Origin of the sequence: Mycobacterium sp. DL440 (assembly GCF_011745145.1) — a bacterium.
In the GTDB taxonomy this organism is placed as follows: Bacteria; Actinomycetota; Actinomycetes; order Mycobacteriales; family Mycobacteriaceae; genus Mycobacterium.
Genome location: NZ_CP050191.1, coordinates 3525766 through 3546708 on the forward strand (window position 1 = coordinate 3525766; position 20943 = coordinate 3546708).

Genomic DNA, 20943 nt, shown 5'->3' on the forward strand with positions numbered 1-20943 from the left:
GGTGCCGACAAGTCCCGGGACCTGCAGCGGCATGGCCTAACCTGGTTGGAATGATCAGTCCGATCAGAACCCTGCTGCTGATGCGCCACGCCAAGTCGGACTACCCCGACGGTGTCGCCGACCACGACCGCCCACTCGCGGCGCGGGGAATCAGGGAGGCCGGGCTGGCCGGAGACTGGATCCGGGCCAACTTCGCCGAGGTGGATGCGGTGCTGTGCTCGACGGCGACACGAACCCGTCAGACCTTGGAACGCACCGGCATCGAGGCGCCGGTGCAGTACGCCGAACGCATCTACGACGCCAGGCCGGGCACCGTCATCGACGAGATCAACGGTGTCTCGTCACGTTTCGGCACCGACCCGTCGACGGTTCTGGTGATCGGGCACGAGCCGGCCATGTCCGCCGTCGCACTCGGCCTGGCGGACGGCTCCAACCGGACTGCGGCGGAGAGCATTTCACTGAAGTTCCCGACCTCGGCGATCGCCGTGCTGCGCACCAACGGCCCCTGGGACGAGCTCGCGCTCGGCGGCGCGACACTCGTGCGCTTCCACGTACCCCGTTAGGAGTTGGTGGCCAGCGTCAGTTCCATGAGCTTGATGGCCATCGGGCAGGCATCGATCCCCGGCGCCTGCGGGTTGACCCACCAGCCGACCACGCCGGCCGCATCGCTGGCCACGCCGCATGCCCCGTTGAGCCCGCTGGGCCTCATGATGATCGAATCCACACCGGCGATCCGACGCTGTTCGATGGCGTACTGCAGCTTCTCGGCGGTCTGACGCTCGTTGTCCAGGCTGCCCTGCTCGTACCAGAACCGGGTGATGTCGACCAGGCCGGCCGGGTTGGCCGCCTGCCACCGGCACACCGCGCCGACGAACGTGCTCTGGATGTCCAGCGGGTCGGCACCCACCGTCTTGGCCAAGATGTCCGTGGTCAGGACATCACATTCCTTGAGCAGGTTGGGATAGGTCTTCTCGGACTTGTTGTTGCTCGGACCGCCACTGGACCCCTCCTTGGCGGCGGTGCCGTCCACGGTGCGGGAGCAACCGGTGAGCCCGACGAATACCGCCAGCACAGCGAGCACAGCCATGAGGCCCCTGATGGCACGCTGCATGCTCATTTGGAATTCACAATCGACTGGCGGGTCAGCTCCTTGGCCACCTCGCACGGATCAGGGTAGGGCTTCCGGTCGAAACTCACGGACCACTCGATGAAATCGTCGTCGAACTGGATGCCGATCTCACACAAGTTGACGTCGCCGGCCTTGAGCGGGTTCTCCCCGACCGCGATGAAACCGCCGTGACCCTCGATGTTGATGTCCTCCACGCTGGTCCGCGACAGTTCCTCGGTCTTGCGTTCCCGCCCGATCGGGCTGCCCCGGAACCAGGTGAACGAGAAGTGCGGGCCCAGGATGCTGCCGCCCTGCAACCACTGGCAGCCCGAGGAATTGGTCGCGGTGTTGACCAGTCCCTGAACTTGGGTCAACTCCGTCACCGCCTGATCGCTCACGCCGCCGCAATGCGGAAAGTGCGGGCCGTGGTTACCCGTGCCACCGGCACTCGGCGCCTCGGTCTGCGGAACCTGCGGGGCCGCGGGTTCGTCGGTCGAGCACCCGGCGAACACCGGGACCATTGCCGCAGCCAATACCGCCAAGGCTCTGGCATTGCGGAGTAGTGGCTTGGTGGCCGTGCGGACCGTCACGCCATGCACTGTAGCTGTAACACCTATGCCCTACACCGACATACCAACTGACCTGGACTTTCACCGACCCGGACACGGCGGCGGTTGCACACGACCGTCAACGGGCGGTGTGCAAGAGTAGCCAGATGCTCTGGGCGCTGCTGCGACAGTACGTGCGGCCGTACCGGCGGCTGCTTGCCATCGTCGCGGCACTGCAGGTGATCAGCACCCTGGCGTCGCTCTACCTGCCGACGGTCAACGCCGCCATCATCGACGACGGGGTGGCCAAGGGCGATACCCGGCGCATCGTCGAACTCGGCGCGGTGATGCTCGGTGTGACCGGTCTGCAGGTGGCATGCGCGATCGGAGCGGTGTTCTTCGGATCCCGCGCGGCCATGAGTTTCGGCCGCGATCTGCGCTCGTCGATCTTCCACCACGTCACCACATTCTCGGCCGAGGAGACCGCCCGCTTCGGCGCCCCATCGCTGCTGACCCGCACCACCAACGACGTCGGCCAGGTTCAGCAGCTGCTCCAGATGACCGCCACCATCCTGATCACCGCCCCGATCATGTCGATCGGCGGAATCCTGATGGCGCTGCACCAGGACGCCGGACTGTCGTGGCTGCTGCTGGTCAGTGTTCCGGTGCTCGGACTGGCGAACTACTGGATCATCACCCACCTGATGCCGATCTTCCGTCGCATGCAGCGGCTGATCGACGGCATCAACCGGGTGATGCGCGATCAACTGTCCGGCATCCGGGTGATCCGGGCCTTTGCGCGCGAACCGGTCGAGCAACGCCGCTTCGCCGACGCCAACCAGGCCCTGTCGGCCACCGCGCTGGAAGCCGGGCAGTGGCAGGCGCTGATGCTGCCGGCCACCACCCTGGTGATCAACATCTCCAGCGTTGCGCTGATCTGGTTCGGCGGGTTGCGCATCGACTCCGGCCACATGCAGGTGGGCTCGCTGATCGCGTTCCTGGCGTACTTCATGCAGATCCTGATGGCCGTGTTGATGGCGGCGGTCCTGGCGGTGATGTTCCCGCGCGCATCGGTCTGCGCCGAGCGCATCAGCGGTGTGCTGGGCACCCGGCCTCAGATCACCAGCCCCCCTGACCCACTCCGGCCGGTTTCCGTGGCTGGCGAGATCGTCTTCGACAACGCGTCATTCAGCTATCCCGGCGCCGATCGCCCGGTGCTGCAGCAGATCTCGCTGCGCGTCGGGCGCGGGACAACCACCGCCGTGGTCGGGTCCACCGGATCCGGCAAATCCACCCTGCTGGCCTTGATCTGCCGTTTCTACGATGTCACCGCGGGCGCGGTACGCGTCGACGGGGCGGACGTCCGTGAACTCGACCTCGAACAGCTGTGGTCCTCGATCGGCCTGGTCCCCCAGCGGGGCTACCTGTTCTCCGGGACCATCGCCGAAAACCTGCGCTACGGGGCTGCGCCCGGGCAGGAACTCACCGACGACCAGATGTGGGACGCACTGCGGATCGCGTCGGCCGACGACTTCGTGGCGGCCCACCCCGACGGGCTCGACCGCCCGGTGGCCCAGGGCGGCATCAACTTCTCCGGTGGGCAGCGCCAACGGCTCGCGATCGCGCGCGCCGTGATCCGCAGGCCCGCGATCTACCTGTTCGACGACGCGCTGTCGGCACTCGACGTACACACCGACGCCCGGGTGCGCTCCGCCTTGCGCGAGGTGTCGGCCGACGCCACCGTGGTGATCGTGTCGCAACGGATCTCGACCGTGATCGGGGCCGACCAGGTGGTCGTCGTCGAGGACGGCCGCATCGTCGGCATCGGCACCCACGAGTCATTGCTCGCCGACTGCCCCGCCTATGCCGAGTTCGCCGCATCACAGGCGGTCACCGCCGGGGGCCCGCGGTGACCGGGGCCGTGCTGCGCCGCAGCGGCACACCCGCCGCGCCGGTCGAACGCACCCGGGACTTCCGCGGGTCGGCCATGCGCCTGCTCAAACGCCTGGTGCCGCAACGCGGCCTGGCCATCTCGGTGGTGTTGCTCGGGATCGGCGGTATCGCGATCGGCGTGACCGGCCCACGAATTCTCGGTCACGCCACCGATCTGCTGTTCAACGGTGTGATCGGGCGCGAATTGCCCGCGGGGCTGACCAAGGAGCAGGCCGTCGCGGCGGCCCGGGCCCGCGGCGACACCACCTTCGCCGACCTACTGTCCGGGATGAACGTCGTTCCCGGCCACGGGGTGGACTTCGCGGCGGTGGCCCGCACCCTGGCCCTGGCGCTCGGCCTGTATGTGCTTGCCGCGGTACTGGTCTGGGCGCAGGCCCGGTTGCTCAACGTCGCGGTGCAACGCACCATGGTGGCGCTGCGCGCCGACGTCGAGGACAAACTGCACCGACTTCCGCTGTCCTACTTCGATTCCCGTCAGCGCGGCGAAGTGCTCAGCCGGGTCACCAACGACATCGACAACATCCAGGGCTCGGTGTCGATGACCATCAGCCAACTGTTGACCGCGATGTTGACGGTGTTCGCGGTGCTGGTGATGATGCTGACCATCTCGCCGCTGCTGGCGCTGCTGACCGTCGTCACCGTGCCGGTGTCACTGTGGGTGATCCGCTGGATCACCCGTCGCTCTCAACCGTTGTTCGTGGCACAGTGGCGCAATACCGGTCGGCTGTCGGCCCACATCGAAGAGACCTACAGCGGTTTCACCATCGTCAAGACCTTCGGTCACCGGGAGGCCGCCCAGCAGCGCTTCGACGAACTGAACGACGAGGTCTACCGATCCAGCATCGGGGCGCAGTTCTTCTCGGGACTGGTCGGCCCGGCGACGACGTTCATCGGCAACCTCAGTTATGTGGCCGTTGCGGTGGTGGGCGGTCTGCAGGTGGCAAGCGGACAGATCACCCTCGGCAGCATCCAGGCGTTCATCCAGTACGTGCGGCAGTTCAACCAGCCGCTGGGCCAATTGGCCGGGATGTACAACACCCTGCAGTCCGGGGTCGCCAGTGCCGAACGGGTCTTCGAGCTGCTCGACACCGAAGAACAGTCCCCTGAGCCGGCCGCGGCACTGGAAATCCGCAGCGGCCGGGTTGAATTCGACCGGGTGAACTTCAGCTATCTCCCCGGCACGCCGGTGATCGAGGACCTCTCCCTGCTTGCCGAGCCCGGCAGCACCGTGGCGATCGTCGGACCGACCGGGGCGGGCAAGACCACGTGCGTGAACCTGCTGATGCGGTTCTACGACGTCGATTCCGGCCGGATCCTCATCGACGGTGTGGACATCTCGACGGTCAGCCGGCAGTCGCTTCGGTCCTCGGTCGGCATGGTGTTGCAGGACACTTGGCTGTTCGGCGGCACCATCTACGACAACATCGCCTACGGCCGGCCGGATGCCTCCGAGGACGAGGTGATCGAGGCGGCCAGGGCGGCGTACGTGGACCGGTTCGTGCACACCCTGCCCGACGGGTACGCCACCCGTGTCGACGACGACGGCGGCGCCATCAGCTCCGGCGAGAAGCAGTTGATCACGATCGCCCGCGCGGTGCTGGCCCGGCCAAAGGTGCTGGTGCTCGACGAGGCCACCAGCGCGGTGGACACCCGCACCGAACTGCTGATCCAGCAGGCAATGGCCGAATTGCGCCGCGACCGGACGAGTTTCATCATCGCCCACCGACTTTCGACGATCCGGGACGCCGACCTGATCCTGGTGATGGACGCCGGCCGGATCATCGAACGCGGTACCCACGAAGAACTCATGTCACGCCATGGGCGGTACTGGGAGATGACCCAGGTTTAGTTCGTCGGCGTGCGTTAGGCGCCGGGGCCTTCGGCACGCAGATCGTCGACCGCTTTCATAGCGTCACGCAGCTTGTCCAGCCACTCCTCGGTGTGCTCACCGACCAGGCGTACCGACCACGCCAGCGCGTCTGAACGGGACCGTGCCACACCGGCGTCGACCAGGGTGTCGAGCACCTGACGTTCGGGCTGCTTGAGCCGGGTCATCACCGGTACCGCGATGTGCGTGAACAGGATTCGCTCTGGCTCTGCGTCGCCGGTACTGATCTCGACGCCCCACGAGACCTTTCGGTCGAACCTGTTCTGCGCCTCGTCCGCGATTCGCATGCGTTCGCCGCGCGTCTCCTCCCGGAACCGCGATGCGCGCCCGGAGGCACGGGCTTTGGTCTCGACTTCTGGATTGTCTGCGGCATCGGGGAGCCGGCCGATGACGGTGATCTCCTCACGGTCGACGACCACGGTGGGATCGCCCGTGAACCAGGTGTCGGGCAGTCGGCCCGCGAACCACTCGGCGGCCTCATCCGCGGACCGGCGATGGTGCTGATGTTTGTTCATGATTACATGATTACACTGTTACATCGCAGATGGGACGGCGTTCACCACCGGCGAACGCAGATTTTCTGCTTTCCGGGCTAGTTGCGCTTGAGCAGCAGTGCGGCGCCGCCGGCCAGCACCAGGGCGACCAGCAGGAGCCCGGCCCAGCCCGGGCCGGCGATCCACCAGACGGCACCCAGCAGAATGATCGCCGGCGACACCGCGAACAGCACCATGCCGGGGTGCTGCTTCAAGACCGCGAGCGCACCCTGGGCGCGGAGCGGGTCGATTTCCTTTGCCATGTCACCAGAATGCCAGGGCTACGTCGCGTTCGTAGCACTGTGGCGGCGCCGAGGCGAAAATTCCGCCACCTGGTTACACACACGACCCTCTGTAGCCTGGTGGCGAATTCTCCTCCACCCCGACGATTCGAGGGATGACTGTGAACGGAACCCCGCAACCCGGTTGGCTGCCCGATCCCGAAGGCCGCTACGAATACCGGTGGTGGGACGGACAATCCTGGACCGATCAGGTATCCCATCAGGGCCAGGCCGGCCGGGCGCCGATGGGCGCAGCGCCGCGGCAGCCGCAGCCCCAGCAGGCACAGGTGCAGCAGGCGCAGGCTCAACCCCAGGGCGACGGGTTCTCCGGTATCAGCGGGGATCTCGTCGACGGGCGGTTCAGTGAGAAAGAGGCGACCCCGATCGCCAACCAGAACCAGAAGATGCTGCGAGTGCGCCTCGGCGAACCGTTCATGGCCCGACAGGGCTCGATGGTCGCCTACCAGGGCAACGTCGACTTTGCCTTCGAAGGCGGCGGCGCATCGAAGTTCATCAAGAAGGCCCTCACCGGCGAAGGACTGCCGCTGATGCGCTGCCAGGGCTCCGGCGATGTCTTCCTGGCCGACCAGGGTTTCGATGTCCACCTGCTGCAGCTGTCCAACTCGGGTCTGTCGATCAGCGGCAAGAATGTCCTGGCCTTCTCTTCGAGCCTGGACTGGAACATCGAACGGGTCCGTGGCGGCAGCATCGCCACCGGCGGCCTGTTCAACACCACCCTGCGCGGCACGGGGTGGGTGGCGCTGACCACCGACGGCCCGCCCGTGGTGCTCGACGCTGCCGAGGCCCCGACCTTCGCCGACACCAATGCGGTGGTGGCCTGGTCGGCACACCTGCAGACTCAGCTCAAGACAAGCTTCAAGGCGGGTGCGCTGATCGGCCGGGGCTCCGGTGAGGCCGTGCAGGTCTCGTTCCACGGCAACGGTTTTGTGATCGTGCAGCCCTCGGAGGGCGTCACCGTTCCGATGCAGTGAGCGACGTGGGCGCCAGCTTCCCGCCGTCCCTCGTCAACGCGTAGAGCGCCGCCGCGGACACCAGCCCGATCGCTGTGAGGCCCAGCCACACCAGCTCGGCGAGGCCCGCGGCGCGCGCGGCGCCGATCAGCGAACCGGTGGCCAGGTTGCCCAGCAGGATCCCGACGCCGACAACGGTGTTGTAGAACCCGTAGTGGGTGGCGACCAGCCGATCGCCCGACAGCGCCACGACGGTGTCCATCTCGAACGGGAACACCGCAGCCGAGCCCAGCGCCAGCAGCGCCGACGAAGCGAGCAGTGCCGACACCGCGGCGGCGGTGCCGAACCGGCCGCCGTCAGGCACCACTGCCAGCGGGACGAAGGCCGCCGCCAGTACCAGCAGACCGACCACCAGGCTGCGCCGCGGCCCCCAGCGGTCGGCGAACCACCTGGTGATGCGCAGTTGGCCACCCACTGCGATCAGACCCGACACCACGAATATCGCTGCTACCAACGCAGTTTCGTTCCCGGGCCGCAGCTCCGCCGCCTGGAGCGGCAACGCCAGGTACACCTGGAAGGACAGTACGTAGGAACCGATCATCGCCACCGCGAACAATACGAACCCACGGTTGGCGATGACGCTGCGCCAGTCCTCGAGCACCGAACTCCGCTGCTCGACCGGTTCGGCACGGTGCCGCGGTAGGGCCAGCAGCTGAGCCACGGTGAGCACCGCGAACACTCCGGCCGCGACGGCGGCGGTCACCCGGAAATCGAAGGCCAGCAGCGCCAGTCCGGCCAGCGGACCCAACAGGATTCCGGCCTGGTAGAACACGTTGAAGGTGGCGAAGGCCTCGACCCGCCGATCACCGGCGTCGGCGGCCAGATACGCCCGCACCGCGGGGTTGAACAGGGCTCCGGCGAAACCTGTTGCCGCCGAGGCGATGAGCATCGCCGGCAACGAGTCCGCCACCACGAGCAGCCCGAACCCCGCGGTGCGCAACAGACACCCGGCGACGATCAGCGGTTTGTACCCCAGCCGGTCGGCCAGAGTGCCGCCGACGATGAACATGCCCTGCTGCGAGAAGTTCCGCACGCCCAGCACCAGACCCACCGCCCACGCGGCCAGGCCCAACGGCCCGGCCAGATAGCCGGCCAGATATGGCATCAGCATGTAGAACCCCAGGTTGATGCCGAACTGATTGACCATCAACAGCCGACTCGGCAGGTCGAAACTGCGGAACTGTGCGATGAGCCCGCTCATCCGGCGACCGCCGTCGGGTCGGCGACCGTCTCGCAGCGGGTCCAGGACTGCACCACACGATCGCCGGGGTCCTCGATCGTCTCGGGTTCGTCGGCCGGCTGATGATCGAGCAGACCGAGCTCACGGCAGTAGTCGTCGTTGTACACCGTGTCGAAGTACCGCTGCGGCCCGTCGGGAAACACCGCGGCAATCGTGGTGCCCGACGGATGGTTTCGGGCCGCCCAGCCTGCCACCAGGCCGACCGCCCCGACGCTCCATCCCCCACTGGCGTAGTACGTCGACGCCAGCGTCCGGGCGGCCCACACCGCATCAGCCGGCGCGACCCAGTGGACCTCGTCGAACGCGCCGTAGTCCACATTGCGCGGATAGATGCTCGAGCCGAGGCCCCGCATGACGCGGGTCGCGGCAGGCTGACCGAAGATGGTCGACCCGATCGTGTCCACCCCGATCAGGCGCAGGTCCGGGTTGAGTTCCCGCAACACCCGCGCCACACCGGCCGAATGCCCGCCCGTACCGACCGAGCAGACCAGCACGTCGACCCGGCCGATCTGGGCGTTCAGCTCCAACGCGAGCGGCCGGTAGGCCTCAACGTTGTCCGGGTTGTTGTATTGGTCCGGGTACCAGGAAGTGTCGTCGGCCGCGAGCAGTTCGGCCACCCGGTCCCGTCGGGCCTGCTGCCAGCCCCCGGTGGGATGCGGCTCGGTCACCGTCGAAACCTCGGCACCGTAGGCGGTCAGCATGCGCTCGATGATGGGCTCGAGACCCGGATCGGTCACCAGGGTCACCGGATGGTGATAGATCGTTCCCGCGAAGGCAAGGCCCAGCCCCAATGTGCCACTGGTTGATTCGATGATGCGGCCACCGGGTTTCAGGTCACCTCGAGCGCGGGCCTGCTCCACCATATGCATGGCGGGCCGGTCCTTCATGCCGCCTGGGTTGAAACCTTCGAGTTTGGCCCAGAATCCGCGCCCGGCATCGGCGAACGGAGTGGACACCCACAGGGTGGGAGTGTGGCCGACCATGGTGTTGGGCCCACGGTTTCGGCGCAGAATGTGGAAAGAACGGGTGGACAGGGCATGGTTCATGGATTCGTCGATTCTGTATCGGACCGCGCAGAGCGCGGCGACTGACCTGGACAGCGTCGAGACGCTGTCTGTCAGCGGCGCGCGATACAGATCCGGAGCAGAAGTGCTTGCCCGGCGAGTGGGATCCGATGACGGTCAGGTGGTCCCCGCTGCGCCCGAACGGCGGTACACCCGCACAGCACCGCGCAGCCGACGATGAGAACGACCACCGAGAGGGCTGCCACCGCGAGGGAGTTCCTCGGTAGTACAGCGGCGGTGAATCCGTCCGGCAGGTGCGAAGCGGCATCGTCTCCGATATGAGGATGATCGAGCATCAGCCCACTGCTGTCGACACCGATTGCCGCAGCGACCGGGTGCGGCGGATGCGCCGGGTGATCGTGATCGGTGATCTGGACCAGCCCGGCAAACGCGGCCGCCCACAGGACGATCGCCATCAGGGCTGCGAGCCACTTCATCGGAAACGTCTCAGCCGCAGGCTGTTGCTGACCACGAACACCGAGGAGAACGCCATCGCCGCACCGGCCAGCATGGGGTTGAGGAGACCGGCCGCCGCCAGCGGCAACGCGGCGACGTTGTAGGCGAACGCCCAGAACAGATTCCCCTTGATGGTGGCCAACGTGCGCCGGGACAGCCGGATGGCATCGGCGGCGGCCCGCAGGTCACCACGCACCAGGGTCAGGTCACTGGCCTCGATCGCCACATCGGTGCCGGTGCCCATGGCCAGGCCGAGGTCTGCCTGGGCCAGCGCTGCGGCGTCGTTTACGCCGTCGCCGACCATGGCCACCACCCGGCCCTCGTCCTGCAACCGTTTGATGACATCGACCTTGTCCTGCGGCAGCACGTCGGCGTACACCTCTTGCACGCCAACCTGTTCGGCGATCGCGTGCGCTGCCGCCTCGTTGTCGCCTGTCAGCATGATCGGCTCCAGACCGAGGGCGCGTAGTTGCCCGATCGCCTCTTTCGAGGTGGGCTTCACCGCGTCGGCCACCACCAGCACGGCGCGCGCCTGGCCGTCCCACCCCACGGCAATGGCCGTGCGACCCTGGCTCTGCGCCTCGCGCATCGCAGTGTCCAGGTTCGGCGGCAACCGCTGTCCCCAGTCGGCGAGCAGTTGACGTCGCCCGACCACGAGGGCGTGGCCGTCGACGACACCCTGTACCCCGAGGCCCGCCACGTTGGCGAAACCCTCCACCGCCGGTAGCTCCCCGAGCTTGTCCCGGGCGCCGTTGGCGATGGCCCGGGCGATCGGATGCTCGGAACCGTCCTCGACCGCCCCGGCCAACCGCAGCACCTCGGTGGGATCCTCACCGGGCGCGGCGAGCACGTCGAGCAGCGTCATCACTCCGGTGGTCACCGTCCCGGTCTTGTCCAGCACCACGGTGTCCACACGGCGGGTGGACTCGAGCACCTCGGGCCCCTTGATCAGGATGCCTAGCTGGGCACCGCGGCCGGTGCCGACCAGCAGCGCGGTCGGGGTAGCCAGGCCCAGTGCGCACGGGCAGGCGATGATCAGCACCGCCACCGCGGCGGTGAAGGCCGCAGCCACCGATCCGCCGGTCCCCAACCAGAAACCGAGTGTTCCCACCGCCAGCGCGATGACGATCGGCACGAAGACCGCGGACACCTTGTCCGCCAGGCGTTGTGCCTGTGCCTTGCCGGATTGCGCGTCCTCGACCAGCTGGGCCATCTGGGCCAGCTGGGTGTCGGATCCGATTCGCTTGGCCCGCACCACGAGCCGGCCGCCCACATTGACCGTGGCACCGACCACCTGATCGCCGGGACCGACTTCGACCGGGACCGATTCACCGGTGAGCATCGAGGCGTCCACCGCCGACGAACCCTCGACCACCTCACCATCGGTGGCGATCTTCTCGCCGGGCCGGATCACGAACTCGTCACCCACGGCCAGTGACTCGATGGGAATGCGTTGTTCCACACCATCTCTGAGGACCGCGACGTCCTTCGCGCCGAGCTCGAGCAATACGCGCAACGCGGCCCCGGCGCGCCGCTTGGAGCGTGCCTCGAAGTACCGTCCGGCCAGGATGAAGGTGGTGACGCCCGCGGCGACCTCCAGGTAGATGTTGCCGGTGCCGTCGGTCTGCGAGATGGACAGCGAGAAAGGATGCGTCATGCCCGGCACCCCGGCGGTACCCCAGAACAGGGCATACAGCGACCAGCCGAACGCCGCGATGGTGCCCATCGAGATGAGCGTGTCCATGGTGGCGGTGCCGTGTCGCAGATTTGTCCAGGTGGCCCGGTGGAACGGCAATGCGCCCCACACCACGACGGGTGCGGCCAGGGTCAGCGAGAGCCACTGCCAGTTGGTGAACTGCAGCGCGGGGATCATCGCCATGGCCACGACCGGGATGGTCAGTACGGCTGAGACGATCAGCCGGTTGCGCAACGCGGCGGTTGGATCGTCCTCGGCATGGCTCTCGCCCGACTCGGTGGCGGGCAGTTGTGCTGTGTAGCCCGCGGTTTCGACGGCCTCGATCAGCTGCTCGGGCGTGACTTCGCCCGCGACGTCGACGGTGGCCTTTTCGGTGGCGAAGTTCACCGTGGCGCTGACGCCGTCCAGGTGGTTGAGCTTGCGCTCGATGCGTCCAGCGCATGAGGCGCACGTCATTCCGCCGATCTCCAGTACGACGTGTCCGGTGGCGGCACTCACGCTGCCCCCTCGACAGTGAACTCGGCGGTGCGCACCGTGTCGCGGTGCTTGAAATCCAGGAACAGCCGGTACTCGCCGGTGCTGGGAAGTGTGGCGTGGAACGCGATCTGCGGCCCCGGCGCGGTGGCTGGGTCGGCCGCATCGCTCATCGGATGGACGTGCAGGTAAGTCAGGTCCGACGCGCGCACTGCGACCAGATGCCCGTAGGCACCCAGGTAGGGCTGCAGGTCGGTGACCGGCTTGCCGTCCCGGCTGACCGTCAGTGTCAGCGCCGAGGGCTGCCCGGCCTTGGCGACCCCGGCGAGGGTGACCGTATACCCGTCGACGGTGGCGATGTCGGCCGGCGCGGGCAGCGGTTGCGGCCGGTACCTACCGGCGACGGTCAGGTCCGCGCCGAGGGTGACCGCATGCCCGTCACCCGGCACGAAGTCGGCGAACACCCGGTAGTCCCCGGGCTGGGCCAGATCCAGCGGAACAGTCCACGTGCCCGATTCGTCGAGCACCGGATGCACATGTTGATAGTCGGCGAGGTCGCGCCGCACCACGATCAGATGCAGCAGCTTTTCGTGACTCTCGACGTACTCGGTCACCGGTGCTCCTGCGCCGTCGACGATCCGGAACCGCAGTGGCACCGCGGTACCGGACGGCAGCGCGGCCTCATCGAGTCGAAGCGTGTACGCCGCGGTGTGACCGGAGTCGTGACCGGCGGCCGGGGCGCTGCTCGGCGTGATCGCCGAGCCGATCCCGAACGACACGGCGAACACCACGACGAGTCCGACGACGAACCCGGCGAGCTTCTGCGGCGCACTCATGATCGACTGTGGTTTCAGCCTGCGACGGCGTAGCCGGCCTCGGCGACCGCGTCGCTGATGGCGGACGGATCCAGCTGGTTGTCGCTGCCGATGGTCACCAACCCGGTCGACAGATCGACCTCGACGGTGTGCACACCGGGGATGCCGCCGACCTCTTCACGCACCGACGTGACGCAGTGCCCGCAGGTCATGCCGGTGACGGTGACGGTGTGGGTACTCATGCAATTTCCTCCTGAACCAGCTTCGTTGTCGATTCATACTATACCCCCCTAGGGTATTAATTCCACATGTCCCCCCGGTCGGCTCCTGCACTATGGGCTCATGGAGCAGACGCCGGGCGGCTACCGGGCCCTTGTGGTCGACGACGAGGCCCCGTTGGCCGAGGTCGTCGCGAGCTACCTCACCCGCGAACAATTCGAGGTCACCATCGCTCACGAGGGATCCGAAGCGCTGCGCCTGTCCCGCGAGGTCGACCCCGACGTGGTCATCCTCGACCTCGGCCTGCCCGGCATCGACGGCGTAGAAGTCTGTCGACAATTGCGCACGTTCTCCGACGCCTACGTGGTGATGCTGACCGCCCGCGACACCGAGATGGACACCATCATCGGCCTGTCGGTGGGCGCCGACGACTACATGACCAAACCGTTCAGCCCGCGGGAACTGGTGGCCAGGATCCGGGCCATGCTGCGCCGGCCCCGCGTCGCCTCGCCCGGGGCGGCCGACGGCCGGGTGTTCGGGGCGTTGCGCATCGACGTCGACGGTCGCCAGGTGTTCCTCGACGACGAACCGGTCATGCTGACGCGCACCGAATTCGATGTACTCAGCGCCCTCTCGGCTCGACCCGGCGTGGCGCTGAGCCGCCGCCAGCTCCTCGAATCCGTGTGGGAAACCACCTATGTCGGTAACGAACACCTTGTCGACGTCCATATCGGTCACCTCCGCCGCAAACTCGGCGACGACCCGGCCGATCCGCTGTACGTGATCACGGTGCGCGGCGTCGGATACCGCATGGGTACCGGGCAGGAGGGCCAGCGATGACCGTCGGCCTGCGTACTCGGCTGCTGTCGGCCCAGGCCCTGGTACTGGTCGCGGGTGCCGGCACCACCGGCTTGGTGGCCGCCATCGTCGGACCGCCGCTTTTCCGCGAACATCTCCACCGCGCAGGGGTTTCCGGCGACTCGGCCGAACAGATGCACGCCGAAGAAGCCTACGTCTACGCCACGGTGATCTCGATCGCGGTCGCGTCCTGCGTCGCGATCCTGGCCGCCCTGATCGTCACCTGGTACGTCGGCAGGCGCCTGCAGCGGTCGTTGACCGAGGTGGCCCAGGCCGCGACTGCCATTGCCGACGGCCACTACGACTCGCGGGTGCCGCCGGCCCATCTCGGCAATGAATTCGACTCCCTGGCGAGTTCTTTCAACCAGATGGCCGGGCGTCTGGAGGCCGTCGAAGCCGGCCGCCGCAGGCTGTTCAGCGATCTTGCGCATGAGATCCGAACTCCGGTTTCGGTATTGGAGGCCTACTTCGAGGCCATCGAGGACGGCGTGAGAACCCTTGACCCCGAGACCGTCTCGATGCTGCGCCAGCAGACCCACCGGCTGGTCCTGTTCGCCGGCGACGCGGCCGCCTTGGCCAAGGCCGAGGAGAACCCGGCCACGATCATTCCGGTACCGGTGGCGGCGCACACCGTGCTGGCCTCCGCCGCCGCCGCGGCCCAGGACCGGTTCGACGACAAGGGCGTCGCGCTGGCTTGGCGGGCAGCCGTGGACCTGCCGGCGCTCTGGGCCGATCCCCACCGGCTCGCTCAGATCCTGGGCAACCTGCTCGACAACGCACTGCGGCACACCCCGGCCGGCGGGCAGGTGACGATCAGTGCCGCCACCGGCGTCGAGAGCGGCACCGTCACACTGACAGTGACCGATACCGGCGAGGGCATCCCTGCCGAACACCTGCCCCATGTCTTCGAACGGTTCTACCGGGCCGACACCGCACGTGACCGTGACCACGGCGGATCAGGCATCGGGCTGGCGATCGTCAAGGCCCTGGTCGAGGGGCACCGCGGGCGGATCGAGGTGGCCAGCCCGGCGACCGGCTCGGGCGCCGGGACCACCTTCACGATCACCCTGCCGACCAGCTAGAGCGAACCCAGGATCTGGTGCATGGTGTCGATCTCCTGCTGCTGCGTTTTCACGATGGTGCGGGCCATCTCGACCGCAGCGGGATATTGACCGTCCTTGATCTCATCCTGAGCCATGGTGATCGCACCCTCATGGTGAGCGATCATGTGCGTCAGGTACAGCTTGGCCGCCTCGGCGCCCTGGGCGTTGCGCAGCGCGGTCATATCGGCCTCCGACACCATGCCCTGCATGGCGGGCATGTCGCCGTGGCCCATATCGCCATGACCCTGCTGCGGCATCGGCGGCATCGGCGGGTTGCCCCACAGCTTCAGCCAGCCCTGCATCTGCGCGATCTCCGGGGCCTGAGCACCCTTGATCTGGGTGGCCAGCTCGGTCACCCGCGCATCGATGCCCGGCTTGGCCAGCAGCACGTCGCTCATCTCGACGGCCTGTTGATGGTGCGGAATCATGTGCTGGGCGAACATCACATCGGCGTCGTTGTGAGCCGAGTTGTCCGCTTGGCCCGGGGCCTGCGGGGTCGCCGCCGCGGAGGTGGCGGTCGTCGCATCGGCGGACCCGTCGGTCGAGGGGTTGCTACAGCCGGCCACCAGCGCCGCTGCGACCACCGCACCGGCACTCAGCATCATCAGTTTCGTCATCCCTCAAGCGTCCCCATGCTCGATGTGGCTGCCCTAGTCGTTCGATGAAGATTCGATAAAGCTCTACGGAATCCGGGCCCGGAACAGCTTGACGTCATTCTTGACTCCCTTGAGATGGCGGGCCCCGGCGAACGACCAGCCGAACCGGCCCGCCTCACCGACCGCTGTCCGGGTGGACTCCGCCACCAGCACCGTCCCGGGCCGCGCCGCCCCGGTGACCCGGCTGGCCAGATTCACCGAACCACCGAACCAGTCACCGGCCCGGCTCACTGCCGGCCCGGTCGCCAGCCCGACCCGCAACCGCGGGAACTCCTCGTCGGTTTCGGTGACCGCCACCAGCTGCAGGACCGCATCCAGAAGCGCCGCCGCGTCGGCACTGACGAGCATCACCGCATCGCCGATCGTCTTGATCAATCGAACCGGGCCGACCGCCACCTCACGTGCCGCATCGGCCAGCCGATTCGCCAGCCGCTCCAGGTCTTCGGGCTGCACCACCTCGCCGAGCCGGGTGAACCCGACGATGTCGGCGAACGCAATGGTGACCAGCCGCGCGCCGGGCAGCTGAACGCCCTCGGCCCGCTCGGAGGCACTCACGGCCTCGGTCTCCAACGAATGACGAAGCTGAACGAACAGCATGTCGCGGATCATCGGGCCGATCAGCGGCGCTGCCTCGGCCACGAGCGCCTCGGTCGCCTTGGCGGTTTCCAGTTCTGTCGCCCCCGGCGTCAACACTGCCGCCAGCGCAGCATGGCGCATCACCTCGGCCGCCCGGCCGAGCCCTTCGGAGAGCACCCGGGTGATCAACACCATCTGATCCGGGGCGATGCCGAGCTCCAGGAAACGCTCCGCGAAGGCCACCGCCTCGGCATCGGCCCGCAACAGCACCGCGGCATCAGGGTCCTCGACGGTCGCCAGCCCCATCGCCCGTTGCAGGCGCTGCGCCAGCTCGACGTCCAGTCCCGTCTGCTCACTGATCTCGCGGGTCGACACATACGTGCCGTCGTCCCCGGCCACCCGGCGCGAGGCCAGCAGCATCGGGGTGACGGCCTGGCGGATCTGGTCGGCGGTGATACCACGGGCCAGCAGCCATTCGACCAGCTCGGCGCGCTGTGCACCGGCCTCACCGTCGAGTCCGTCCAGGAGTGTGGGGTCCGCCGTCATCAGGCCAAGGTATACCCGCGCGCCGCGTGAACCGCCGGAGCCGTCGATGAGGTCAGCAGCATCGACATGTCCTGCGGGTAACGGACATCCACGATCACCGAATCCCCGAACCGGTAGGGCTTGCCCACCACCAGGCCGACGAACTGTTTACGCAGGCGCGACATTTCGGCGCGCACGGTCACCACTCGAGATCGGTCACCGTAGAGGTCCTCGGCGAGTTCCGGTGCCGACCGACCCTGCTCGCTGGTAGCCAACACCAGCAGGATCTCGGCGTGACGGCTGGAGATGCTGCGTCGCCAGTTGCCGAACTGGCCCGCCATCTCCAGTGATGGTTCCCCGTCGCGCAGGTCGAGGATGACCTTCGAGGGGGCCGCGGATTCCGCGTCGTCGGCCACTCGGACCAGCCACCCGCACGGCAACGACTCCACATCGCACATACCCAGCGGCGGGATCCACACTCGACCAGGTAACCCGTTCTCGGGCAACAGGATCCGATTATGCATCGGCAATGAGGCCACCGCCGCCACCCAGCCCTCCGCATCGACCGCCAGCGCCGGGCCGTCCACCCTGACCAAAATCGGGGCCGCCACGGTGCGCAGCTGGTTCAACGTCCGGTCATGCGCTTCCCGGAGCTGGGATTCGGCCAGCCGCGCCACCAGGTCGACCAGCGCCACCGTCGTCGGATGCACCGTCGGCGCCGGGCCGGACACGTCGACCACGCCGATCACCTGCCCGGTGCGCGGATCTCGGATCGGGGCACCGGCGCACGTCCACGGGTGGTGGCTACGCAGGAAATGCTCGGCCGAGAAGATCTGCACCGCGCGATGGGAGACCAGAGCGGTGCCGATGCCGTTGGTGCCCACGGCGTTCTCACTCCACGACGCGCCTTCGATGAAGCCCAGACGGTCGGCCAGCCCGAGCACCCTCGGCGAACCGGAGCGCCACAGCACCCGACCGCGGGCATCGGCGATGACCAGGATGTTGTCACCCTCTTCGATCACCGATTCGAGCCCGCGGGTGACATCGTCGAGCACCGACATCAGCCCCGACTGTTGCCTGAGCAAGTCCAATCCGGCGGTCTCTACGCGGGGCGGAATGTGACGGTCAGGGTTGATCCCCTTGGCCCGCAATCTGTTCCAGGAATCTTCGATCACCGAACGCGGGCGCGCCGGGGCCCGGTCACCTGACATGGTCGCGTCATACACGGCAGACAACAGCATCGCGTAACGCCGCGGGTCCTCACCGGATGAGACCGCGGGCTCGGGTACCGAAGAACCAGCCATCATCGCCGATTGTGCTCCACATCACAACTCCACGCCACGCCGACCTACCGATAGACCCAGGTCTTTTCGCAGGCAAATGCCCGGCAGGCTGCAACCCCGTGCAACCCTTGTCGCAGCCCTTGACTGCCGTGTGGGCTGGGCCACATGACACAGACCACCGCCGCACCGCTGACCAGACTGTCGCCGCAGGAACGGGTCGACGCCTGGCTGGCCGATTTCGAGGCCGCACTGGCTGACCGGGACATCGAACGCGTCGTCGCGAAGTTCGCCACCGACAGCTTCTGGCGGGATCTGGTCGCGTTCACCTGGAACCTCAAGACTGTCGAGGGCCGCGACGGCATCGCCTACATGCTCTTCTCGTGTCTGCACGACACCGATCCGTCCGGCTTTCGAACCACCGAACCGCCGACCGAGGACTTCGACGGCGAGCACGTCGTCACCTCGGCATTCATCGAGTTCGAGACCGCGGCGGGCAGCGGCAAGGGACACCTGCGGCTCCGTGACGAGCTGGGCTGGACCCTGCTGACCACACTGCAGGAGCTCAAGGGTCACGAGGAACGCAAGGGCGCGAACCGGCCGTTGGGCGCAACGCACGGCTCAGATCCCGACACCCGATCGTGGTCCGAGAAGCGTCTCGACGAGGAACTGACCCTGGGCTACTCCCAACAGCCCTACACCCTGGTGATCGGTGGCGGACAGGGCGGCATCGCCCTCGGCGCCCGGCTGCGACAACTAGGGGTGCCGGCCATCGTCGTCGACCAACACGAACGACCCGGCGACCAGTGGCGCAAACGCTACAAGTCGCTGTGCCTGCACGATCCGGTCTGGTACGACCACCTGCCGTACCTGCCGTTCCCGGCGAACTGGCCGGTGTTCGCACCGAAGGACAAGGTCGGCGACTGGCTGGAGTTCTACACCCGGGTCATGGAAGTGCCCTACTGGAGCTCGACGACCTGTCTGTCCGCGGTCTATGACGAAGACGAACAGCGGTGGACCGTCGAGGTGAACCGCAATGGCGAGGCGGTGACACTGCGGCCGGTGCAGCTGGTGCTGGCGACGGGCATGTCGGGCAAGCCCAGCATCCCCACGCTGCCGGGCCAGGACGTGTTCCGTGGCGAGCGGCACCATTCGAGCCATCACCCGGGTCCGGACCGCTACGTGGGCAAGCGCGTCGTCGTGATCGGCGCCAACAATTCCGCGCATGACATCTGTAAGGCGTTGTACGAGAACGACGTCGACGTCACGATGATCCAGCGATCCTCAACACACATCGTGAAGTCGGACTCCCTGATGGAGCTGGGCCTGGGCGACCTGTACTCGGAACGCGCGGTGGCCGCCGGAATGACCACCGAGAAGGCCGATCTGACCTTCGCGTCCCTGCCGTACGCCATCATGGCCGACTTTCAACGGCCCATCTACGACGCAATCCGCCAGCGCGACAAGGACTTCTACGCGCGGCTGGAAGCCGCCGGATTCGACCTGGACTTCGGCGACGACAATTCCGGCCTGTTCATGAAATACCTGCGCCGCGGCTCGGGCTACTACATCGACGTCGGTGCCTGTGAGCTGGTCGCCGATGGCAGCATCAAGCTCGCGCACGGTGAGGTCGACCGGCTGACGGAGGACTCGGTGATCCTCGCCGACGGCACCGAATTACCCGCCGATGTGGTGGTGTACGCCACCGGGTTCGGCTCGATGAACGGCTGGGCAGCAGATTTGATCAGCCAGGAAGTCGCCGACCGGATCGGCAAGGTGTGGGGCCTGGGCTCGGGAACCACCAAGGACCCCGGCCCGTGGGAGGGCGAACAACGCAACATGTGGAAGCCCACCCAACAACCCAACCTGTGGCTCCACGGCGGCAATCTGCACCAATCCCGGCACTATTCGCTGTATCTGGCGTTGCAGCTCAAGGCTCGCTATGAGGGCCTGGCAACGCCGGTGTACGGACTGCAGGAGGTCCATCACCTGAGCTGACGACCTACGACATGGCGCCCCGAACGTGAATCCCCCACGCCGTTCGGGGCGCCCGCGTGGGTGCGCGGTATACATCGAGGGTGACCGAGCTGCTGCACGGGCTGGACCCCATCGTCGGCGCGGCGCCCCGGGTGCTGATCCTGGGCAACATGCCGAGCGTGATGTCGCTGACCTCGGGTCAGTACTACGGTAATCCGCGCAACGCGTTCTGGCGGATCACCGGGTCGCTTTTCGGATTCGGCGCCGATGAGCCCTATGCGCAGCGGGTGGCTGTACTGTGCGCGCACCGCGTCGCGGTATGGGACGTGCTCCGATCCTGCCGACGGGAGGGCAGCCTGGACTCCGCCGTCGAGCGGGACAGCATGGTGCCCAATGACTTTGCGGCTTTCTTCGCCTTTCATCCCACGCTCGAGCGGTTGGTGTTCAACGGGGCCGCCGCCGAGGCGAACTACCGGCGTCTGGTCGGCACTCCCTCATTGCCCAGTGTGCGGGCCCCCTCGACCAGCCCCGCGCAGACCATGCGCTACGAGGACAAACTGGAGGCCTGGCGGGAGGCGCTGGACGCTTAGGCCGGTCAGGCCAGCCGCTCGAGCTCCTCGACGCGTCGGCGCAGATCATTGCTCGATTCGTCGTTGCCGCGG

21 protein-coding genes are annotated in these 20943 nt (G+C 67.3%); 8 read left to right on the forward strand and 13 right to left on the reverse strand.

Annotation, left to right across the window (positions count from 1 at the left end; translation table 11 throughout):
* Window positions 1–50: 50 nt before the first annotated feature.
* Window positions 51–563, forward strand: a complete 513-nt coding sequence (locus HBE63_RS16985) for a histidine phosphatase family protein (protein WP_208301145.1) — start codon at window positions 51–53, stop codon at window positions 561–563.
* Here the strand turns inward: HBE63_RS16985 and HBE63_RS16990 are convergent.
* Window positions 560–1087: a DUF3558 domain-containing protein gene (locus HBE63_RS16990; RefSeq protein WP_371815037.1), complete on the reverse strand. Its 528-nt coding sequence runs from the start codon at window positions 1085–1087 to the stop codon at window positions 560–562. The two genes, HBE63_RS16985 and HBE63_RS16990, sit on opposite strands and share 4 nt — an antisense overlap.
* Window positions 1088–1113: 26 nt before the next feature.
* Window positions 1114–1707 carry a DUF3558 domain-containing protein gene (locus HBE63_RS16995; RefSeq protein WP_371814769.1) on the reverse strand — a complete coding sequence of 198 codons (594 nt, stop codon included), beginning with the start codon at window positions 1705–1707 and terminating at the stop codon, window positions 1114–1116.
* A gap of 116 nt (window positions 1708–1823) precedes the next feature.
* Here HBE63_RS16995 and HBE63_RS17000 point away from each other — a divergent pair, with 116 nt between their 5' ends.
* Together HBE63_RS17000 and HBE63_RS17005 are read left to right on the forward strand one after the other, a co-directional pair.
* Window positions 1824–3569 carry an ABC transporter ATP-binding protein gene (locus HBE63_RS17000; protein WP_166905779.1) on the forward strand — a complete coding sequence of 582 codons (1746 nt, stop codon included), beginning with the start codon at window positions 1824–1826 and terminating at the stop codon, window positions 3567–3569.
* On the forward strand, window positions 3566–5458 hold the full coding sequence (locus HBE63_RS17005) for an ABC transporter ATP-binding protein (protein WP_166905780.1): 1893 nt from the start codon (window positions 3566–3568) through the stop codon (window positions 5456–5458). Before HBE63_RS17000 ends, HBE63_RS17005 begins: the two co-directional genes overlap by 4 nt.
* A 14-nt stretch (window positions 5459–5472) precedes the next feature.
* Here HBE63_RS17005 and HBE63_RS17010 read toward each other — a convergent pair whose 3' ends face one another.
* Complete coding sequence (locus HBE63_RS17010; protein ID WP_166905781.1) at window positions 5473–6012, reverse strand: hypothetical protein; 540 nt, start codon at window positions 6010–6012, stop codon at window positions 5473–5475.
* Between the two features lie 77 nt (window positions 6013–6089).
* Window positions 6090–6293: a hypothetical protein gene (locus HBE63_RS17015; RefSeq protein WP_166905782.1), complete on the reverse strand. Its 204-nt coding sequence runs from the start codon at window positions 6291–6293 to the stop codon at window positions 6090–6092.
* A 134-nt stretch (window positions 6294–6427) separates the two neighbouring features.
* Here HBE63_RS17015 and HBE63_RS17020 point away from each other — a divergent pair, with 134 nt between their 5' ends.
* Complete coding sequence (locus HBE63_RS17020) at window positions 6428–7303, forward strand: AIM24 family protein (protein ID WP_166905783.1); 876 nt, start codon at window positions 6428–6430, stop codon at window positions 7301–7303.
* On the opposite strand, the gene HBE63_RS17025 is transcribed toward HBE63_RS17020, so the two are convergent.
* From HBE63_RS17025 to HBE63_RS17050, 6 genes are all read right to left on the reverse strand, one after another.
* The gene (locus HBE63_RS17025; protein WP_166905784.1) at window positions 7284–8543 is read right to left on the reverse strand and encodes an MFS transporter; all 1260 of its coding nucleotides are present in this window, start codon (window positions 8541–8543) and stop codon (window positions 7284–7286) included. The genes HBE63_RS17020 and HBE63_RS17025 overlap by 20 nt on opposite strands.
* Window positions 8540–9628 carry a PLP-dependent cysteine synthase family protein gene (locus HBE63_RS17030; protein WP_166905785.1) on the reverse strand — a complete coding sequence of 363 codons (1089 nt, stop codon included), beginning with the start codon at window positions 9626–9628 and terminating at the stop codon, window positions 8540–8542. Before HBE63_RS17030 ends, HBE63_RS17025 begins: the two co-directional genes overlap by 4 nt.
* A 71-nt stretch (window positions 9629–9699) precedes the next feature.
* On the reverse strand, window positions 9700–10083 hold the full coding sequence (locus HBE63_RS17035) for a hypothetical protein (protein ID WP_166905786.1): 384 nt from the start codon (window positions 10081–10083) through the stop codon (window positions 9700–9702).
* Window positions 10080–12254, reverse strand: coding sequence for a cation-translocating P-type ATPase (locus tag HBE63_RS17040; protein WP_208301469.1), 2175 nt, complete (start codon window positions 12252–12254; stop codon window positions 10080–10082). The genes HBE63_RS17035 and HBE63_RS17040 overlap by 4 nt, the downstream gene beginning before the upstream one ends.
* 38 nt (window positions 12255–12292) lie before the next feature.
* The gene (locus HBE63_RS17045; RefSeq protein WP_166905788.1) at window positions 12293–13108 is read right to left on the reverse strand and encodes a hypothetical protein; all 816 of its coding nucleotides are present in this window, start codon (window positions 13106–13108) and stop codon (window positions 12293–12295) included.
* 14 nt (window positions 13109–13122) lie between these two features.
* Window positions 13123–13329 (reverse strand): heavy-metal-associated domain-containing protein, encoded by a 207-nt coding sequence (locus HBE63_RS17050; RefSeq protein WP_166905789.1) that lies wholly within the window; start codon window positions 13327–13329, stop codon window positions 13123–13125.
* 100 nt (window positions 13330–13429) lie between these two features.
* Between HBE63_RS17050 and HBE63_RS17055 the strand changes: the two genes are divergently transcribed.
* Both HBE63_RS17055 and HBE63_RS17060 read left to right on the forward strand, forming a co-directional pair.
* Window positions 13430–14146, forward strand: coding sequence for a response regulator transcription factor (locus tag HBE63_RS17055; protein ID WP_166905790.1), 717 nt, complete (start codon window positions 13430–13432; stop codon window positions 14144–14146).
* On the forward strand, window positions 14143–15246 hold the full coding sequence (locus tag HBE63_RS17060) for an ATP-binding protein (protein WP_166905791.1): 1104 nt from the start codon (window positions 14143–14145) through the stop codon (window positions 15244–15246). The genes HBE63_RS17055 and HBE63_RS17060 overlap by 4 nt, the downstream gene beginning before the upstream one ends.
* Here HBE63_RS17060 and HBE63_RS17065 read toward each other — a convergent pair.
* From HBE63_RS17065 to HBE63_RS17075, 3 genes are all read right to left on the reverse strand, one after another.
* Window positions 15243–15884: a DUF305 domain-containing protein gene (locus tag HBE63_RS17065; RefSeq protein WP_208301146.1), complete on the reverse strand. Its 642-nt coding sequence runs from the start codon at window positions 15882–15884 to the stop codon at window positions 15243–15245. The genes HBE63_RS17060 and HBE63_RS17065 overlap by 4 nt on opposite strands.
* Before the next feature lie 63 nt (window positions 15885–15947).
* A complete protein-coding gene (locus HBE63_RS17070; protein ID WP_166905792.1) occupies window positions 15948–17045 on the reverse strand; it encodes an adenylate/guanylate cyclase domain-containing protein in 1098 nt (365 codons plus the stop codon).
* Window positions 17045–18328: a GAF domain-containing protein gene (locus HBE63_RS17075; protein WP_208301147.1), complete on the reverse strand. Its 1284-nt coding sequence runs from the start codon at window positions 18326–18328 to the stop codon at window positions 17045–17047. The genes HBE63_RS17070 and HBE63_RS17075 overlap by 1 nt, the downstream gene beginning before the upstream one ends.
* 144 nt (window positions 18329–18472) lie before the next feature.
* Here HBE63_RS17075 and HBE63_RS17080 point away from each other — a divergent pair, with 144 nt between their 5' ends.
* Together HBE63_RS17080 and HBE63_RS17085 are read left to right on the forward strand one after the other, a co-directional pair.
* The gene (locus tag HBE63_RS17080; RefSeq protein ID WP_166905794.1) at window positions 18473–20302 is read left to right on the forward strand and encodes an NAD(P)/FAD-dependent oxidoreductase; all 1830 of its coding nucleotides are present in this window, start codon (window positions 18473–18475) and stop codon (window positions 20300–20302) included.
* Between the two features lie 80 nt (window positions 20303–20382).
* Window positions 20383–20871, forward strand: a complete 489-nt coding sequence (locus tag HBE63_RS17085; RefSeq protein ID WP_166905795.1) for a DNA-deoxyinosine glycosylase — start codon at window positions 20383–20385, stop codon at window positions 20869–20871.
* Window positions 20872–20943: the final 72 nt, after the last annotated feature.

Bases quoted from the DNA above. Each gene is read 5' to 3' on its own strand.
- HBE63_RS17025 (WP_166905784.1), bottom strand. From the start codon at position 8,543: ATGAGCGGGCTCATCGCACAGTTCCGCAGTTTCGACCTGCCGAGTCGG.
- HBE63_RS16990 (WP_371815037.1), bottom strand. From the start codon at position 1,087: ATGGCTGTGCTCGCTGTGCTGGCGGTATTCGTCGGGCTCACCGGTTGC.
- HBE63_RS17020 (WP_166905783.1), top strand. From the start codon at position 6,428: ATGACTGTGAACGGAACCCCGCAACCCGGTTGGCTGCCCGATCCCGAA.
- HBE63_RS17000 (WP_166905779.1), top strand. From the start codon at position 1,824: ATGCTCTGGGCGCTGCTGCGACAGTACGTGCGGCCGTACCGGCGGCTG.
- HBE63_RS17045 (WP_166905788.1), bottom strand. From the start codon at position 13,108: ATGAGTGCGCCGCAGAAGCTCGCCGGGTTCGTCGTCGGACTCGTCGTG.
- HBE63_RS17055 (WP_166905790.1), top strand. From the start codon at position 13,430: ATGGAGCAGACGCCGGGCGGCTACCGGGCCCTTGTGGTCGACGACGAG.
- HBE63_RS17075 (WP_208301147.1), bottom strand. From the start codon at position 18,328: ATGGCTGGTTCTTCGGTACCCGAGCCCGCGGTCTCATCCGGTGAGGAC.
- HBE63_RS17070 (WP_166905792.1), bottom strand. From the start codon at position 17,045: ATGACGGCGGACCCCACACTCCTGGACGGACTCGACGGTGAGGCCGGT.
- HBE63_RS17050 (WP_166905789.1), bottom strand. From the start codon at position 13,329: ATGAGTACCCACACCGTCACCGTCACCGGCATGACCTGCGGGCACTGC.
- HBE63_RS17035 (WP_166905786.1), bottom strand. From the start codon at position 10,083: ATGAAGTGGCTCGCAGCCCTGATGGCGATCGTCCTGTGGGCGGCCGCG.
- HBE63_RS17060 (WP_166905791.1), top strand. From the start codon at position 14,143: ATGACCGTCGGCCTGCGTACTCGGCTGCTGTCGGCCCAGGCCCTGGTA.
- HBE63_RS17010 (WP_166905781.1), bottom strand. From the start codon at position 6,012: ATGAACAAACATCAGCACCATCGCCGGTCCGCGGATGAGGCCGCCGAG.
- HBE63_RS17015 (WP_166905782.1), bottom strand. From the start codon at position 6,293: ATGGCAAAGGAAATCGACCCGCTCCGCGCCCAGGGTGCGCTCGCGGTC.
- HBE63_RS16985 (WP_208301145.1), top strand. From the start codon at position 51: ATGATCAGTCCGATCAGAACCCTGCTGCTGATGCGCCACGCCAAGTCG.
- HBE63_RS17040 (WP_208301469.1), bottom strand. From the start codon at position 12,254: ATGACGTGCGCCTCATGCGCTGGACGCATCGAGCGCAAGCTCAACCAC.
- HBE63_RS17030 (WP_166905785.1), bottom strand. From the start codon at position 9,628: ATGAACCATGCCCTGTCCACCCGTTCTTTCCACATTCTGCGCCGAAAC.
- HBE63_RS17080 (WP_166905794.1), top strand. From the start codon at position 18,473: ATGACACAGACCACCGCCGCACCGCTGACCAGACTGTCGCCGCAGGAA.
- HBE63_RS17065 (WP_208301146.1), bottom strand. From the start codon at position 15,884: ATGACGAAACTGATGATGCTGAGTGCCGGTGCGGTGGTCGCAGCGGCG.